The organism is Variovorax sp. ISS6, assembly GCF_056523145.1.
The window spans coordinates 5641229-5656061 of sequence record NZ_JAWRZC010000001.1 but is presented as its reverse complement, the minus strand read 5'-3'; the positions used below and the strand labels follow the sequence as shown (position 1 = coordinate 5656061).

Below are 14833 nucleotides of genomic sequence, written 5' to 3'. Positions count from 1 at the left end.
AAGAACGATCGATCTCCGGAGGGAATTTCAGATGAAACACACGATGTCGGGCGTGGCCGCGGCCATCGCCGCGCTGTCCATGGCGGGCGCGCAGGCACAGGAACAACCGACGCAACAAGCGCAACAGGCATTGGGCGCGATCACGGTCGAGGGCAACCGCGACGCCGAGGGCCTGCACCTCGAGGGCAGCAGCGGCACCGCCTCGCGCCTGGGCCTCACGGTGCGCGAGACGCCGGCTTCGGTCGAGGTGCTGTCGCAGGAGCTGATCCAGCAGCGCGGCGCGCGCACCTTCAGCGAGGCGCTGCGCGGCGTCACCGGCCTCGCGGGCGGCGGGCCGCCGTCGTCGCCCACCACGCTGTCGACGCGCGGCTTCACCAGCCTGCTCTATCTGTACGACGGCGTGCGCACCTCGGGCGCGGGCGTCACCAACCGCGTGCAGGACACCTGGAACTACGACCGCATCGAGGTGCTCAAGGGCCCGGCCTCGGTGCTCGACGGCGAGGGCGCGATCGGCGGCGTCGTCAACTTCGTGACCAAGCGGCCCGACCGCAACAACCCGAACCGCGAGCTCTCGGTCGGCTACGGCAGCTTCGGATCGACCCGCCTGGGCGTGGGCTTTGGCGGGCCGGTCGGCGAGTCGGGTGCCTACCGCCTCGACTACAGCCACAACGACAGCCGCGCCGGCAACGTGCCGGGCAGCGGCGAGCGCATGGACCACTTCACCAGCGGCCTGGCCTTCGACCTCGGCGGCTCGGTCAAGCTCGACCTGAGCTTCGACTACCTGAAGGACGACAACAAGGCCTACTGGGGCACGCCGCTGGTGCCGGGCTGGTTCGCGACCGAGCCCACGGGCGTGGTGCGCACGCCCGACGGCCGCGTGATCGACCGGCGCATCGCGCGCATCAACTACAACGTGCTCGACAACGAGAACACCTCCGAGACGTACTGGCTCAGCGCGAGACTGAGCGGCCGCCTCGGCGACAACTGGTCGTGGCGCAACACGGTGGCGGCCAACAAGTCGCAGCGCCTGTTCCGCAACTCCGAGAGCGCCGTGTTCGTCGCGCCCGCGAGCATCGCGCGCGACCAGACCCGGATCACGCACGACCAGGACTTCTGGCTCGAGCGCTTCGACGCCACCCACCGCGGCAGCTTCGGCGGCATGGACAACCGCTTCGTGGTCGGCGGCGAACTCAGCGGCACCCGCTTCGACAGCCAGCGCCGCTTCTCCGACGGCCAGGCCTCGACCGCCGCCGCGCTGCGCGTGCCGGCGCTCGCGCCCTTCACGGGCTTCTACAGCGACGATCCGCGCCTGAGCGCCACCGGCGCGGGCAACCGCACCGACACCACCTCGCGCGTCGACGTGAGTTCGGTGTTCGTCGAGGATGCGCTCAAGCCGCTGCCCGGCCTCACGCTGGTGGGCGGCTGGCGCCACGACCGCACCAAGGTGCAGCGCGGCATCGCCGACCTCAACACCGGCGGCTACAGCCGCTTCGACACCAGCTACCGCACCGACTCGGGCCGGCTCGGCGCGGTCTACGACCTGTCGCCGCAGGCCAGCGTCTATGCGCAGTACACCAACGCCACCGTGCCCGTGGGCTCGTTCTTCCTGCTGTCGCAGTCGAACGCCAGCTTCCCGATGTCGCGCGGCAAGCAGGCCGAGGTCGGCTTCAAGCACAGCCTGCCCGAAGCGCGGCTCGAGTGGACCGCCGCGCTCTACAAGATCGAGCTCGACAACGTGCTCTCGCGCGATCCCAACAAGCCCGGCGACACCGTCAACAACGGCCGCCAGTCCTCGCGCGGCGTCGAGCTCTCGGCCGTGTGGCGGCCCACGCGCCAGCTCACGCTGGCGGGCAACCTCGCGGCGCTCGACGCGCGCTTCGACACCCTGGTGGAAGCCGGCGGCGTCTCGCGCGTGGGCAACACCCCGCCCAACGTGCCGCGCCACGTGGCCAACCTGTTCGCCACCTGGCGCCCCGACAACTCGAACTTCGAGTGGTTCCTCTCGCTCAACCATGCGGGCCACGTCTTCACCGACAACGCCAACCAGATCCGCATCGACGGCTACACCACCGTCGACGCGGCCGTCAGCTACCGCATGAAGCCCGCGCTGCTGACCTTCCGCGTGCGCAACCTCACCGACCGGCTCTACGCCACCTGGGGCGGGCGGGCGGTGAGTCAGGTGCTGCTGGCGCCGGGACGCAGTTTCGAGGTGTCGGCGCGCTTCGACTTCTAGCCCGCGCCCAGGCCAGCGAACCCCCCGGGCATCTGGCCGATCGCGGCGCGCAGGGCATCGGCCTGCCGCCGCGACTGCATCAGCGCCAGCCCGTTGGCGCCGAGCTCGCGCCGCCGCGCATCGTCGCGCAGCAGCGCGAGGCAGGTGGGCACGATGCCGTCGTACGAAGTGAAGGCCACGGCGCCCTGGTACGCGCGCTCGGCCTCGGGGTCGTCGCCGGTCTCGGACACCACGCAGCAGCCGTTGGCCAGCAGGTAGGACACGCGCACCACCTCGAACAACCGGCCCTCGTAGTAGTGCAGGTTCAGCACGATGCGGCTGCGCGCGATGTAGTCGTCGCGCGCGGCGCCGTAGACGCCGAACAGCGCGACCACGCGCAGCCCCGCGTCCTCGAGGGCCAGCAGCGCCGCGCGCCGCCGGTCGTTGACCGAGCCGTAGAACAGCACGTCGATGTCCCGCGTCTCGCGCGGCACGATGCGCCGCAGCGCGTCGGCATGGCCCACCTCGCACAGCGTGGCCGCGATGCCCATCGAGCGCAGCAGCGCCACGTTGCGCGCGCTGTAGTCCCACACCGGGTGGTGGCGCAGCAGGTCGAGGTAGCGCTCGGACCACCAGGGCGAGCCGGGCGACAGCTGCTCGAGGTTGAACAGGATCGCGCGGCTCGATGGGCTGTCGGGCACCGAGGGCAGCAGGTTGGCGCCGAGCACGAGCGTCTCGCCCTCGGGGCGGCGGTGCACGATCGGCGCGGCCACGCCGAGTTCGCGCAGGCCCTCGCTCAGCGCGAGCGCGAACTCCTCGAAGGCGCCGCTGTGGACATAGCCCGGCGGCGTGACGATCCAGATGCTGGCAGGGGGCACGTCGCGTGCTCCTCGGGAGAAGGGGGCTCGATGATAGTCAGCCGGCCGCGGCGAAGCGTCCTTCGATCGACGTGCCGGCCACGAGGCGCAGTTCGCCGCGGTGCGCATCCGCGATGGCGCGCAGCAGCGCCTGGCGGTGCGCGCGGGCCTGTTGCTGGCCTGGTGTTTCGATGGCGTCGCGTGTCGGCGCATCGCCCGCATGCACGGCGATGCGAAAGCGCGGGCCGTCGATCTCGCTGATCACGATGCAACGCGACGCGGCGCGCGGCGCGAGCTCCTCCAGCGCGAGACGCACGAACTGCGCGACGCGCACCGGATCGCCGAGGCAGTCCCCATGGCCGAGGCGGTCACGCTCGACCCCGCCGGGCTGCGCCGAATGCCGCGCCTCGAGCGCCTGCCGGACCACGTGATGCAGCGGGAAGCGCTTCGCGACCGTGGCGATGGTCCGCCCGGCCGCGAGCCGGCAGAAGTCCGCGAGCTCCTCGGCCTGCTCGTGGGCGCGCACGGCGGCGCTGTCGATGTGCTCGAGCACCGCGTCGGCTTCGTTCAGGTCGCCGCGCCGCGCGAGCAGGTCCACGCCGAGGCGGATCGCGGACAGCGAGTTGCGCACGCCATGCATGGCGGCGTCCATGAGCCGGTCCATCGAGGGGGCTGCGGCCTGTTCGTCGCAGCCCGCGACGGGCGGTGGCATGGGCGATGCCAGCTGCGCATCGCCGTTCGAAAGGAGATCGGGCATGTCGTCACGCAAGGCGCCGTCGGGAGGAATCCGGGCGGCCGGCCTGGCGCGCTCGCGATGTCGGCGCGCGTGCGGCGGGCGATCCGACCTCCGGAATGATGCGCCGCCGCATCGCGGCCCGTTGTCGGGCGAAGCGGCAGCGCGTGTAGGCGGATGCCGACGTTCAGGGCTGGCGCGCGGCCGTGCGCAGCGCAGCGGGATCGGGCGCGTTGTGCTGGTCGGCGTCGGTCAGCGTGCGCAGGAAGGCCGCCACGTCGCGGATCTCGGCCTCGCTCAGCGCCGGCTTGCCGCCGGGCTTCTGGCCGAAGGGCGGGTCGGTGTTGACGTTGGCGTGGTACTGCGCGGGCAGGTCGTCGAAGGGGCGCACCTGGCCGTCCTTGCCGCGCGCATACCAGCGCCGCGGCGCCGTGTCGCGCTGCGCATAGAAGCGGATCACTTCCTCGAGCGAATGGAACACGCCGTTGTGGAAGAAGCTCTGGCGCACCGCTACGTTGCGCAGCGAGGGCGTGCGGAACAGGCCGCAGTACTCGGGATGGTCCTTCATGTCGGTGCGGATCGGGCCGCACACGCCCATGTCGTGATAGTCGGGGTCGGCATTGGCCGCGAGCTTGCGGTTGCGCGGCACGCCCAGTGCGATCTGGCCGAAATCGCTGAACAGCGGGAAGGCGCCGTCGGGCGTGCGCTCGCTGATGTGGCAGGAGGCGCAGTTGCCCTTGTCCTCGGCGTTGAAGAGGGCGAGGCCGCGCGCCTCGGCCGCGTCGAGCTTCGTCTCGCCGCGCAGCACGGCGTCGTATTTGCTGGTGAAGGGATAGAAGTCTTGGGGCGATTGCTGGAACACCTCGAGCGCGAGGCCGGCCGCGCGCAGCGTGGCCTGCGGATCGCCGAACAGCGCGTCGCCGAAGGCCGCGCGCAGCTCGCCCGCATAGGGCGCGCGTTCGAGCTTGCGCGCCACTTCCTCGACCGAGGCATTGGCCATCTCGGCCTGCGATAGCAGCGGCAGCGCGGCCTGCTCGTGGGCCGAGCCCGCGCGGCCGTCCCACATGTGGCCACCGGTGGGGCCGGCGTCGATGCTGTCGTCGCCGTCGTTGTCGTGGTGGTGCTCGGTGAAGGCGATCAGCGTCTGCAGGTAGCGCAGCGAAGGCACGGCGCGCGGACCTTCGGTGCGGCCGTCGGGGCCGGCCAGTTGCACCGACAGCGCGTTCGGCGGTCCCCAGGCGTGCTTCGGGTCGTGGCAGCTCGCGCACGAGGCCTGGCCCGAGGCCGAGAGGCTGCCGTCGAAGAAGATGCGCCGGCCCAGTTCGCCGAGCTGCGCGGGCGTGGGTTGCGCGCGGCCCGGCACCACCGCGTAGGTGGCGCCGAGGTAGGCCGGGTGCGCGGGCTCGGTGGCGGCCGTGGGCGCCGGCGCGGCGGGAGGCAATGTGCTCGCCGTGGGCGCCCGCTCGCAACCGCCGAGCAGCGCAAAAAGCAGGGCGGCCGCGGCATGCAGCGCCGGACGGCGAGGAAGACGGGGCATCGGGAACAGGTGGAAACGGGGGCGGGGGAGAGAGCCGGGCCAGGCCGTGGAACGAGGCTAGGAGCGCCCCATGTCAGAACCATGACATGCCGGATGGAGATTTCTTAGCCCTGAATTAGGAAGACAAACGAAAGCTTTGCTTGCAACGCCGCTGTCATCTGCCCCCGAGAGCATCGCGCGGCCGGGCTTCCGCCCCGGTTCATCCACACCTCATAACAGCACACATGATGACCGCCTCCACTCGCAGCAGCGGTGCGCTCGCCTCGGCGCGCACCTTCGCCAGCCACTTCAAACCCTGGCCCACGGCCATCGCGGCGGCGGCGCTGGTCGTTGCCTGCGGCGGCGGGTCGGACGGCGGTGGCTTCCTGCCCTTCTTCGGCGGCGCCACCACCGCGGGCGTGGTCACGGGCAGCTACTACCGCAACGCCAAGGTCTGCATCGACGCCAACAACAACGGCCGTTGCGACGCGGGCGAAGCCAGCGCCACCACCGATGCCAACGGCGCCTTCACGCTCGCGGGGCAGGGCGCCGTGGTGGCCGAGATCGGCACCGGCAGCAAGCGCTTCGATCCCGATACCGGCGTCGAGAGCGCCGTGACCCGGGCGCTGGTGTTCCGCGCGCCGGCCGGCGCCAACGGCGTGGTCAATGCGATCAGCACCGAGCTCGCCGCGCTGATGGATGCCAACGGCGGCAACCTCGCCGCCGCGCGCACCGAGCTGGCCACGCGCCTGGGAGTGAGCGAGAGCCAGCTGCTGGCCGACCACAACAAGGTCGGCGACGCCAAGGTCAAGACCGCGCTGCAGACCGAGATCGACCAGTCGATCGAGCGCATCGCAGAGGCCGTGGCCGAGGCCGGCAGCGGCGGTGACCTCGTCGCGGCACTGCGCAACCGCTTCGCGCTCGACGACATCACCAACGTGGTCGTGATCTATGCCGAGAACCGCGGCTTCGACAACCTCTATGGCCTGTTCCCGGGCGCCAACGGCATTCCGGGCGTGAACCCGACGTCGTCGGCCAGCACGGCCGAGCCGCAGAAGGACTTCGACGGCGCGACGCTGCCGAACCTGCCGCCGGTGTGGGGCGGCGTGACCGCGAGCGGCCAGACCACCGTGATCGCGCAGGCGCTGACCGTGGGCATGCCCAACCGCATGTTCCAGATCGACGACCCGAAGGGCTTCTACAACACCGGAACGGTGGTGCCTCAGACCATCATCACGCGCGACCTGGTGCACCGCTTCTACAACAACCAGATGCAGATCAACGGCGGCAAGAACGACAAGTTCACCGCCTACTCGGATGCCGGCGGCCTCAGCATGGGCTACTACGACGGCAGCAGGATGCAGCTCTGGCAGGTGGCGAAGCAGTACACGCTGGCCGACAACTTCTTCATGGGCGCCTTCGGCGGCTCGTTCCTGAACCACCAGTACCTGGTGTGCGCCTGCGCGCCGCTGTACCCGAATGCCGATGCCGACAGCTCGCCGGCCAAGGCCACCATCTCGGCCATCGACACCGACGCCAACGGCAACTTCGTGCGTCTCACGCCGGCCGACAATGCGCCGAGCTCGGTGCTCAACGGTGCGCCCACCTACAAGAACGACAACACGCTGACGCCGAAGGACGCCGCCGGCAATTTCTACGCGGTCAACACCATGCAGCCGCCGTACCAGCCGAGCAGCAACGCACCGGCGGCGAACGACGCGACCCATCACTACGCCGACCCGACCAAGGCCAACACCCTGCCGCCGCAGACGCAGGCCACCATCGGCGACCTGCTCACGGCCAAGGGCCTGAGCTGGGCCTGGTACGGCGGCGCGTGGGCCAGCACCACCGCCATCGCCGAGGGCGACCGCAAGTTCCCGGCCGCCGTGCCGCCGGCCGCGCAGACGCCGAACTTCCAGTTCCACCACCAGCCCTTCAACTACTACGCCGCCTTCGATCCGGTGCAGCATCCCGAGGCACGCGCCGCCCACCTCAAGGACTTCGACGCCGATTTCCTGAAGGACGCCGCCAACGGCACGCTGCCGGCCGTGAGCTTCTACAAGCCGCAGGGCAACCTGAACCAGCACGCCGGCTATGCCAGCGTGGCCGACGGCGACGCCCACATCGCCGACGTGATCGCCAAGCTCAAGGCCAGCCCGCAGTGGAAGCACATGCTGGTGGTCGTGACCTACGACGAGAACGGCGGCTTCTACGACCATGCGCGCGTGCCCAAGGCCGACCGCTGGGGGCCGGGCACCCGCATCCCCGCGCTCATCGTGTCGGACTTCGCGAAGAAGGGCTTCGTCGACAAGACGCAGTACGACACGGCTTCGACCCTGCGCTTCATCACGCACCGCTGGTCGCTGCCGGTGCTGCCGGGGCTGGTCGAGCGCGACAAGGCGCTGGTGAAGAACGGCCTGCCGGCGATGGGCGACCTGACCGGCGCGCTGGACTTCTCGAAGAAGTCCTGAGCGGCGCGAGACGACGCGCCATCGCGTCGTCCGGCTTGAAGCCGCGAGCCGGTGGATCGGGGTTTCAGCTGGCCAGCGGCACGTCGGCCACCATCAGCAGGTTGCCATCGGGGTCCTCGAAGCGCACGAACACGCCGTCGGCGATCTGCTCGTGCGCTGCCCCGATGCGCGCGAGAAAGTCTCGCGCCGCGACGATGTCGCGCGTCGCGAAGTGGAACAGCGGCTTGCGGTCGTTCGGGCCCGCGTAGTCCTTGCTGTCGAGCACCAGGCCGCTTCCTCCGTTCATCGGCAGCACGTAGATGTGGCCGAACAGCACCTCGCCATCGGGCTGCAGGCCCAGCAGCCGGCAGTACCAGTCGCGCGCGGCGTGGATGTCGCTGACGGGGATGAAGACGGCGCCGATGCGGGGAGCGATGGGGGAGAGCATCGCCCGATGCTAGAAGACCGGGCTGAGGAGATGCTGAAGGGCGGCGTATCGACTTTCTTCGCCGGAGGTGATCGAATCCCACGCAGATGGCCAAGCTCGATCCCCTGAACACCTCGCGCTACTGGCATGCCCCCGACCTGCCGGGCATGGACCTGCTGCACGCGGACTTCAGGACCCACGAGTACGCGCCGCATGTGCACTACTCCTTCGTGATCGCTGTCACCGAGGCCGGCGGCTCGGAGTTCACGAGCCGCGGCCGCACCGGCATCGCGCAGCCGCGCTCGCTGCTGGTCTTCAATCCGGCCGAGCCGCATTCGGGGCGCATGGCCGGCAGCGAGCGCTGGCGCTATCGCTCCTTCTATCTGGCCGATGCGGGTATCCGGCACCTGATGACATCGCTGGGGCAGGTCCAGGCCCGTTATTTCGCGTCGAACGCCATCGACGACCCGCAGCTCGTCGACAGCTTCCTCGCGCTGCACCAGGCCTTCGATGGCGACCTTCGGTCCGTCGATTCGCTGCGCCGGCAGGAACTGTTCGTGCAGAGCTTCGGAACGCTGTTCGAGCGCCATGCCCAGGCGGGGCGGCGCGCGTTGCCGGCGCCCGCGGGCGCGCGCGTGCTCGCGCCTGTGCTGGAGTTGCTGCACGACGCCTATGCGGAGAACCTGAACCTCGAGCGGATGGCCGCCGTTGCCGACCTCACGCCGTTCCAGCTGATCGGCGCCTTCAACCGCACCATCGGTCTCACGCCCCATGCCTACCTCACGCAGCTGCGGATCCGGGCCGCCATCCACCACCTCGCGGCGGGCCGGCCGCTGACCGACGCGGCGGTCGCGAGCGGCTTCTACGACCAGAGCGCGCTCACGCGGCACTTCAAGCGCACCTTCGGCATGACGCCGCTGCAGTACGTGCGCGCCCGCAAGGGCTGAGCGCTTCCCGCAATTTTCGCCAATACGCCGGCGCGTTCGCCGGCCAGGATGCGTGCCACGGCTTCGGCTTTTTCGCCACCGTACGCACCATGACCACGACCCTCGCGCTTCCCGCCGCCGCCCGCGGCCAGTTCCTCTCTTTCGCGGCACTGCTGCTCGGCGCGGCCGCGCTGGCGCTGGGCGGGGTGTTCCTGCGCCACAGCGAGCTGCAGCCCACGGCCAGCGCGGTCTATCGCGTGGCGCTCGCGATGCCGGTCTTCTTCCTGCTCGACGCACTGGCCGCGCGCGCCGAACCCGCGCCCCGGACCGCACCGGCGTTTCCGGTCCGGCTGGTGCTGGTCGGCTTCATCTTCTCGGGCAACCTCGCGCTCTACCACTGGTCGATGACGCTGACCACGCTCGCCAATGCCAACCTGCTCGCGAACCTGGCGCCGATCTTCGTGGTGCTCGGGGCGCGGATCTTCCTCGGCAAGAAGTTCAAGCGCGGCTTCCTCGCCGGCATGCTGTGCGCACTGGCCGGGGCCTTTCTCCTGATCGGCCACCGGCTCGACTTCGGCTCGGGCCGCATGGCCGGCAACCTGCTGGGCCTGCTGTCGGCCGTGTTCTACGGCAGCTACCTGCTCGCGGTCAGCCTCGTGCGCTCCAACTACCGCACCATGAGCGTGATGGCCTGGAGCAGCCTCGGCACGCTGGTCGTGCTGCTGCCGGTCGCGCTGCTGCGCGGCGAATCGCTGGTGCCCCACACGATGCACGGCGTGCTGATGCTGCTCGCGCTGGCGCTGGTGTCGCACGTGGGCGGGCAGGGCCTGATCGCCTACGCGCTGGCCAAGCTGCCGGCTGCGCTGTCCTCGATCACGCTGCTGGTGCAGCCCGTGATCGCGACGGTGCTCGGTGGCTGGCTGTTCCACGAGTACCTGAGCCTCACCGAATTCGCGGGCGGCGCGATCATCCTGATCGGCATCGTGACCGCGCGGCGATTTTCCTAGTCCCTCTGTCAAACCGAAGATCCGATGTCACCCTATCTCTGCCACCTCGAACCCGATTGCCTGCGCTTCGAAGCCGGCGTCATCGCGCGTCGTCCCGACGCCGTGCTGCTCGATCGCTCGTATTTCTATCCCGGCGGTGGCGGCCAGTTGAGCGACCGCGGCACGCTGCAGTGGAAGGGGCGCGCGTTGCGCATCGACCGCATCGAGACCGAAGGCGCCAATGCCTGGCATTGCCTGGCCGAAGGCGAGGTCGCGCCCGGATCCGGGGAGCGCGTCGTCGCGAACGTGGACCCCGAGTTCCGTTTCCTCATGAGCCAGTTGCACACGGGCCTGCACATCCTCAACGCGCTGGTCTACCAGCGCTTCGAGGGCTCGCTGGTGACCGGCGTGCAGATGGCCGCCGACGGCACGGCGCGCATCGACTTCGACCTGCCCGCTGCCGACAACAACGCGCTGCGCGCGCTCGAGCCCGAACTCAACACGCTGATCGGCGACGGCCTGCCGGTCAACGTCCTCTACCTCGATGCGAACGAGCTCGCACGCGAGCCCGGCCTGCTGCGCAGCCGCTCGGTCGCGCCGCCGCGCCAGGACGACGGCATGACGCGCATCGTCGAGATCGCGGGCCTCGACCGGCAGGCCTGCGGTGGCACGCACCTGACGAAGACCTCGCAGTCGGCGCCGCTGCGCATCCTCAAGATCGAGAACAAGGGGCAGCACAACCGCCGCATCCGCATCGGCCTGGCCGCATAGGGCCGGCATGACCACGGTCGAGATCCTGCGCGCGCTGGTCGCCTTCGACACCACCTCGCAGCGCTCCAACCTCGACCTGATCGAGTGGGTGGCCGACTACCTCGCGGCGCACGGCGTGGATGCGCACCTCGTGCGCAGCGACGACGGGTGCAAGGCCAACCTGCTCGCGCGCATCGGCCCCGATGCGGCGGGCGGCCTGGTGCTCTCGGGGCACAGCGACGTGGTGCCGGTGGCGGGGCAGTCGTGGCGCTCCGAACCCTTCGCGCTGGTCGAGCGCGAGGGCCGCTTCCATGGCCGTGGCGCGGCGGACATGAAGGGTTTCATCGCGGCCTGCCTGTCGGCCGTGCCCGCATGGCAACGCGGCAGGCTGCAGCGCCCGATCCATCTCGCGTTCTCGTACGACGAGGAGATCGGCTGCCTCGGCGTGCCGCGCCTCGTCGACAGCCTCGAGGCGCGCGTGCAGGCGCCCGCGCTCGCGATCGTCGGAGAGCCCACCGGCATGCGCATCGGCGTGCGGCACCGCGGCTTCTTCGGCCATCGCGCGCTGTTCAGCGGGCTGGCCGCGCATTCGAGCGATCCCTCGCTCGGCGCCAGCGCGATCGAACCCGCGGCGCATCTGGTCATGCGCCTCGCGCGGCTGCGCCGCAGCCTCGATCGGCAAGGGCAGGTGGCCACGCTCAATGTCGGGCGCATCGACGGCGGCAGCGCGATCAACATCGTGCCCGGTTGCTGCGAGGTGCTGTGGGAATTCCGCCCCGAGGACGAAGCCGCGGCCGAGCGCGTGCGCGCCGCGGTGCGCCGCATCCTCGCGGCCCTGCCCGCGGGCGTGAAGGTCGAGGCCGAGCAGGTCGCGGGCGTGCCCGCGCTGTCGGCCCGGGGCAGCGAGCCGGCGGTCGCGATCGCGCGCGCGCTCGGCGCGCTGTGGCCCGAGGCCGAATTGCCCTTCGGCACCGAGGCGGGCTTCTTCCAGCAGGCCGGCATTCCGACGGTGGTGTGCGGGCCGGGCTTCATCGCGCAGGCGCATCAGCCCGACGAGTGGATCGCGGCGGATCAGTTGCGCGCGGCCGATGGCTTCATGGCCTCGGTGGGGGCGTGGGCGATGCGCGATGTGGCCGAGCGGTTGCGCGCGAGCCGGCGCGAATAGAAAGACCGGAACCGGCGAGGCACGCGCGAGCGCACTTCGCGACAATGCCACCCCCATGGACCTTGCACCCGATGCCTCTCCCGCCGACGACGACGGCCTGATCCAGTCCGCCGACGGCCGGCGCCACTGCGCCTGGCACCCGCAGATGCCCGACTACCACGCCAACGAGTGGGGCCGCCCGGTGGGCGACGACCGCGCGCTGTTCGAGAAGATCTGTCTCGAGGGCTTCCAGTCGGGCATGGCCTGGATCACCATCCTGCGCAAGCGCGAGGCCTTCCGCGCCGCCTTCGCCAACTTCGAGATCGACAAGGTGGCGGCCTTCGGCGAGAAGGACATCGAGCGGCTGATGGCCGATGCAGGCATCGTGCGCAACCGCGCGAAGATCGTCTCGGCGATCAACAACGCGAAGCGCGCGCAGGAATTGGTCGCCGAGGCCGGCTCGCTGGGCGCCTGGTTCTGGCGCTTCGAGCCCGCGCCGAAGGACCGGCCGGCCGTGGTCGACATCGCCTACTACCGCGCCAACCCGACCACGCCGGCGTCGCAGCGCATGTCGAAGGAATTGAAGCAGCGCGGCTGGACCTATGTCGGCCCGACCACGCTCTATGCGCTCATGCAGGCGATGGGGCTGGTCAACGACCACATCGAGGGCTGTGCCTGCCGCGCGGCGGTGGAGGCGGCGCGCGAGCGCTTCAAGTGGCCGGGCTGAATCGCACGTCGACCCAGCTCTCGCCCCCGAGCGACGTCAATTCGGGTTTGCCGCTGGGTGCCTGTTTGGTTGCTTGTTGCAAACAGACGGCTTGCAATAGATAAGAAAAATCCGCTGATCTGCACACGCCGGATTAATTGCACGGACTTACGCGATTAACATCCGCGACGCGCTCCGGAGAGGGAGGCGCGGTTTTCGAATTACAAAGAGGAGCCTTCATGTTGAAGAAGTCATTGGCCGTCGCCTGCGTGGCGACGTTGCTTTCCGCGTGCGGTGGTGGTGGTGGCGGTGGTGGGGGAGGCTTCCCTCTGTTCCCGGCTCCTGCACCGGCACCTTCCCCGGCACCCGCGCCCGCACCGGCGCCCGCGGCCGACACGACATCGCCAAGCGTCGTGGCCTTCAATCCCACGGCCAGCACCGACGTTCCCCGCAACACCGAGATATCGGCCACCCTGAGCGAAGCCCTGCTTGCAACGACGGTGACCGACAGCAATCTGCGCATTACCCGTTTGGGGGTTGCAGTTCCGGGCTCGTTGAATTACGACGTAACGAAGCACAAGATTTCGTTCGCGCCGGCGAAGGCGCTGGATCTGCTGGCCAATTACACGGTGACAGCGGGGACAGGCCTGAAGGACTTGGCTGGCAACAGCCTGGCCGCGGAGAAGTCCTGGTCGTTCCGGACGGCCGATGGGAGTTGGGACGTTCCGCATGAGATCGAACCGGCGACGGCCACTGCAGACCATGCCGTCACCGCCCAGGACGGGCAGGGAAACATGGTGGTCGCCTGGACGAGTCGGCCCCTCGGCGGCTTCTTCGAAATCCGAACGGCAGTGCAGAGCTCGGACGGCAATTGGAGCGGTGGTAGCAGGTTGAGTACGCCTGGAAATTACAACGCCCTCTTCCCTCAAATCCGCTTCGACAGTCAAGGAAACGGCATCGCCCTCTGGATGCAATTGGACGGAACAGGCGCAGAGGTTTGGTCATCGCGCTTCGTGAAGGGTGTCGGCTGGCAGGCGCCGACCCAGCTGGACCGCACGACCATCAACACAGGCTATCCCGCTTCACTCGCGGTCGATGCCGAAGGTAATGCCTTTGCCGTCTGGGGCAAGCTCGAATCGCAGTACGGCAATTCGGATATCTGGGGCGCCCGCTTCACACCGTCCGGTGGCTGGCAGAAGCCGGTCCGACTGGGTAGCTCGGCCAACATCGGCATCTACGACCAGGCCGAGCAGCCTCAGGTGGCCGTGGATGCCGCAGGCAATGCCTATGTGTTGTGGGTCCAAAGAGCCAGCGAAGCACCGGTCTGGGTCGCGCGCTATCAAGTCGGAAGCGGCTGGCAGCCTGCGGTGTCTCTGGGGGCGAGCCGATTGGGCGATCCGTACGGACCGAAACTCGCTGTTTCCAGTTCGGGCCAGGTGATGGCATTGTGGAATTCGTTCATCTACGTCGGGGGGCCGTATCGCTTCGACCTGTGGTGGAGCGTTCTCTCGGCACCAGGTGGCAACTGGACCCCTCCGGCACTGCTCGAAAATGAGGACGGCGGTCACGCCTTCAATCAGGCGCTCGTGGCCGACAACGCAGGTAATCTTCATGCTATCTGGCAGCAGTACCGCTCAGAGTACGGCAGCGAGATCGTCTATCGCCGGTACACCGGCGGCTCGGGTTGGAACACCCCAACGACCGTCAGCACGACGCATGGCACCTACTACTCGAATCGTCTTCCCAGCCTGGTGGCTGACCGCAATGGCAACTTGATGGCGCTGTGGGGCGTCTACCAATCGGGCTATGGAGGAGAGCAAGAGGGTACTTTCTCAAGACGCTATGTGGCAGGCGAAGGCTGGCGTACCCCACTTCGCGTGAGCGCCACGGGTGCCACACCTGCGATAACCACCTCGCTGGATGTGCAGTCGGATGGTTCCATCGCGGCAACCTGGATGGAACCGGCGGAGTTCCGCAGCGACGGAGCGATTCGTGCCGCTCGGCTCAAGTAGCTAGCGCCGCCCTGACGGCTTCCGAAGCGCATTCGCATAGCTGTCTGAACAATGGACGAAGCATCTCCGGGGGGATCCGATCCTCGGGGATGCCCCAAGCAGTTCGCAAAACAA

The 14833-nt window shown here is 69.3% G+C and carries 12 protein-coding genes; 8 read left to right on the top strand and 4 right to left on the bottom strand.

Annotation, left to right across the window (positions count from 1 at the left end; all coding sequences use genetic code 11):
* The first annotated feature begins 31 nt into the window (after positions 1–31).
* Positions 32–2233, top strand: a complete 2202-nt coding sequence (locus AC1HIL_RS26115; protein ID WP_479670380.1) for a TonB-dependent receptor — start codon at positions 32–34, stop codon at positions 2231–2233.
* On the opposite strand, the gene AC1HIL_RS26110 is transcribed toward AC1HIL_RS26115, so the two are convergent.
* From AC1HIL_RS26110 to AC1HIL_RS26100, 3 genes are all read right to left on the bottom strand, one after another.
* Entirely contained in the window at positions 2230–3090 is an 861-nt protein-coding gene (locus tag AC1HIL_RS26110; RefSeq protein ID WP_479670379.1) for a glycosyltransferase family protein, read from the bottom strand. The genes AC1HIL_RS26115 and AC1HIL_RS26110 overlap by 4 nt on opposite strands.
* 37 nt (positions 3091–3127) lie before the next feature.
* Positions 3128–3826 (bottom strand): ATP-binding protein, encoded by a 699-nt coding sequence (locus tag AC1HIL_RS26105; RefSeq protein WP_479670378.1) that lies wholly within the window; start codon positions 3824–3826, stop codon positions 3128–3130.
* Between the two features lie 163 nt (positions 3827–3989).
* Positions 3990–5339 carry a cytochrome-c peroxidase gene (locus AC1HIL_RS26100; RefSeq protein WP_479670377.1) on the bottom strand — a complete coding sequence of 450 codons (1350 nt, stop codon included), beginning with the start codon at positions 5337–5339 and terminating at the stop codon, positions 3990–3992.
* A gap of 227 nt (positions 5340–5566) precedes the next feature.
* On the opposite strand from AC1HIL_RS26100, the gene acpA reads away from it, so the two are divergent.
* Positions 5567–7789: an acid phosphatase gene (acpA, locus tag AC1HIL_RS26095; RefSeq protein WP_479670376.1), complete on the top strand. Its 2223-nt coding sequence runs from the start codon at positions 5567–5569 to the stop codon at positions 7787–7789.
* Between the two features lie 64 nt (positions 7790–7853).
* On the opposite strand, the gene AC1HIL_RS26090 is transcribed toward acpA, so the two are convergent.
* The gene (locus AC1HIL_RS26090) at positions 7854–8216 is read right to left on the bottom strand and encodes a VOC family protein (RefSeq protein WP_479670375.1); all 363 of its coding nucleotides are present in this window, start codon (positions 8214–8216) and stop codon (positions 7854–7856) included.
* Between the two features lie 86 nt (positions 8217–8302).
* Between AC1HIL_RS26090 and AC1HIL_RS26085 the strand changes: the two genes are divergently transcribed.
* The 6 genes from AC1HIL_RS26085 to AC1HIL_RS26060 all read left to right on the top strand — a co-directional run bounded on the left by AC1HIL_RS26085 (position 8303) and on the right by AC1HIL_RS26060 (position 14719).
* On the top strand, positions 8303–9142 hold the full coding sequence (locus tag AC1HIL_RS26085; protein ID WP_057592812.1) for an AraC family transcriptional regulator: 840 nt from the start codon (positions 8303–8305) through the stop codon (positions 9140–9142).
* Positions 9143–9231: 89 nt separating this feature from the next.
* Positions 9232–10128, top strand: a complete 897-nt coding sequence (locus AC1HIL_RS26080) for a DMT family transporter (RefSeq protein WP_479670374.1) — start codon at positions 9232–9234, stop codon at positions 10126–10128.
* A 24-nt stretch (positions 10129–10152) separates the two neighbouring features.
* Positions 10153–10878 carry an alanyl-tRNA editing protein gene (locus tag AC1HIL_RS26075; RefSeq protein WP_479670373.1) on the top strand — a complete coding sequence of 242 codons (726 nt, stop codon included), beginning with the start codon at positions 10153–10155 and terminating at the stop codon, positions 10876–10878.
* A gap of 7 nt (positions 10879–10885) precedes the next feature.
* Positions 10886–12022 (top strand): acetylornithine deacetylase, encoded by a 1137-nt coding sequence (gene argE, locus AC1HIL_RS26070; RefSeq protein WP_479670372.1) that lies wholly within the window; start codon positions 10886–10888, stop codon positions 12020–12022.
* A gap of 55 nt (positions 12023–12077) precedes the next feature.
* Entirely contained in the window at positions 12078–12728 is a 651-nt protein-coding gene (locus tag AC1HIL_RS26065; RefSeq protein WP_479670371.1) for a DNA-3-methyladenine glycosylase I, read from the top strand.
* Positions 12729–12946: 218 nt separating this feature from the next.
* Complete coding sequence (locus AC1HIL_RS26060) at positions 12947–14719, top strand: Ig-like domain-containing domain (protein ID WP_479670370.1); 1773 nt, start codon at positions 12947–12949, stop codon at positions 14717–14719.
* The last annotated feature ends 114 nt before the right edge of the window (positions 14720–14833 follow it).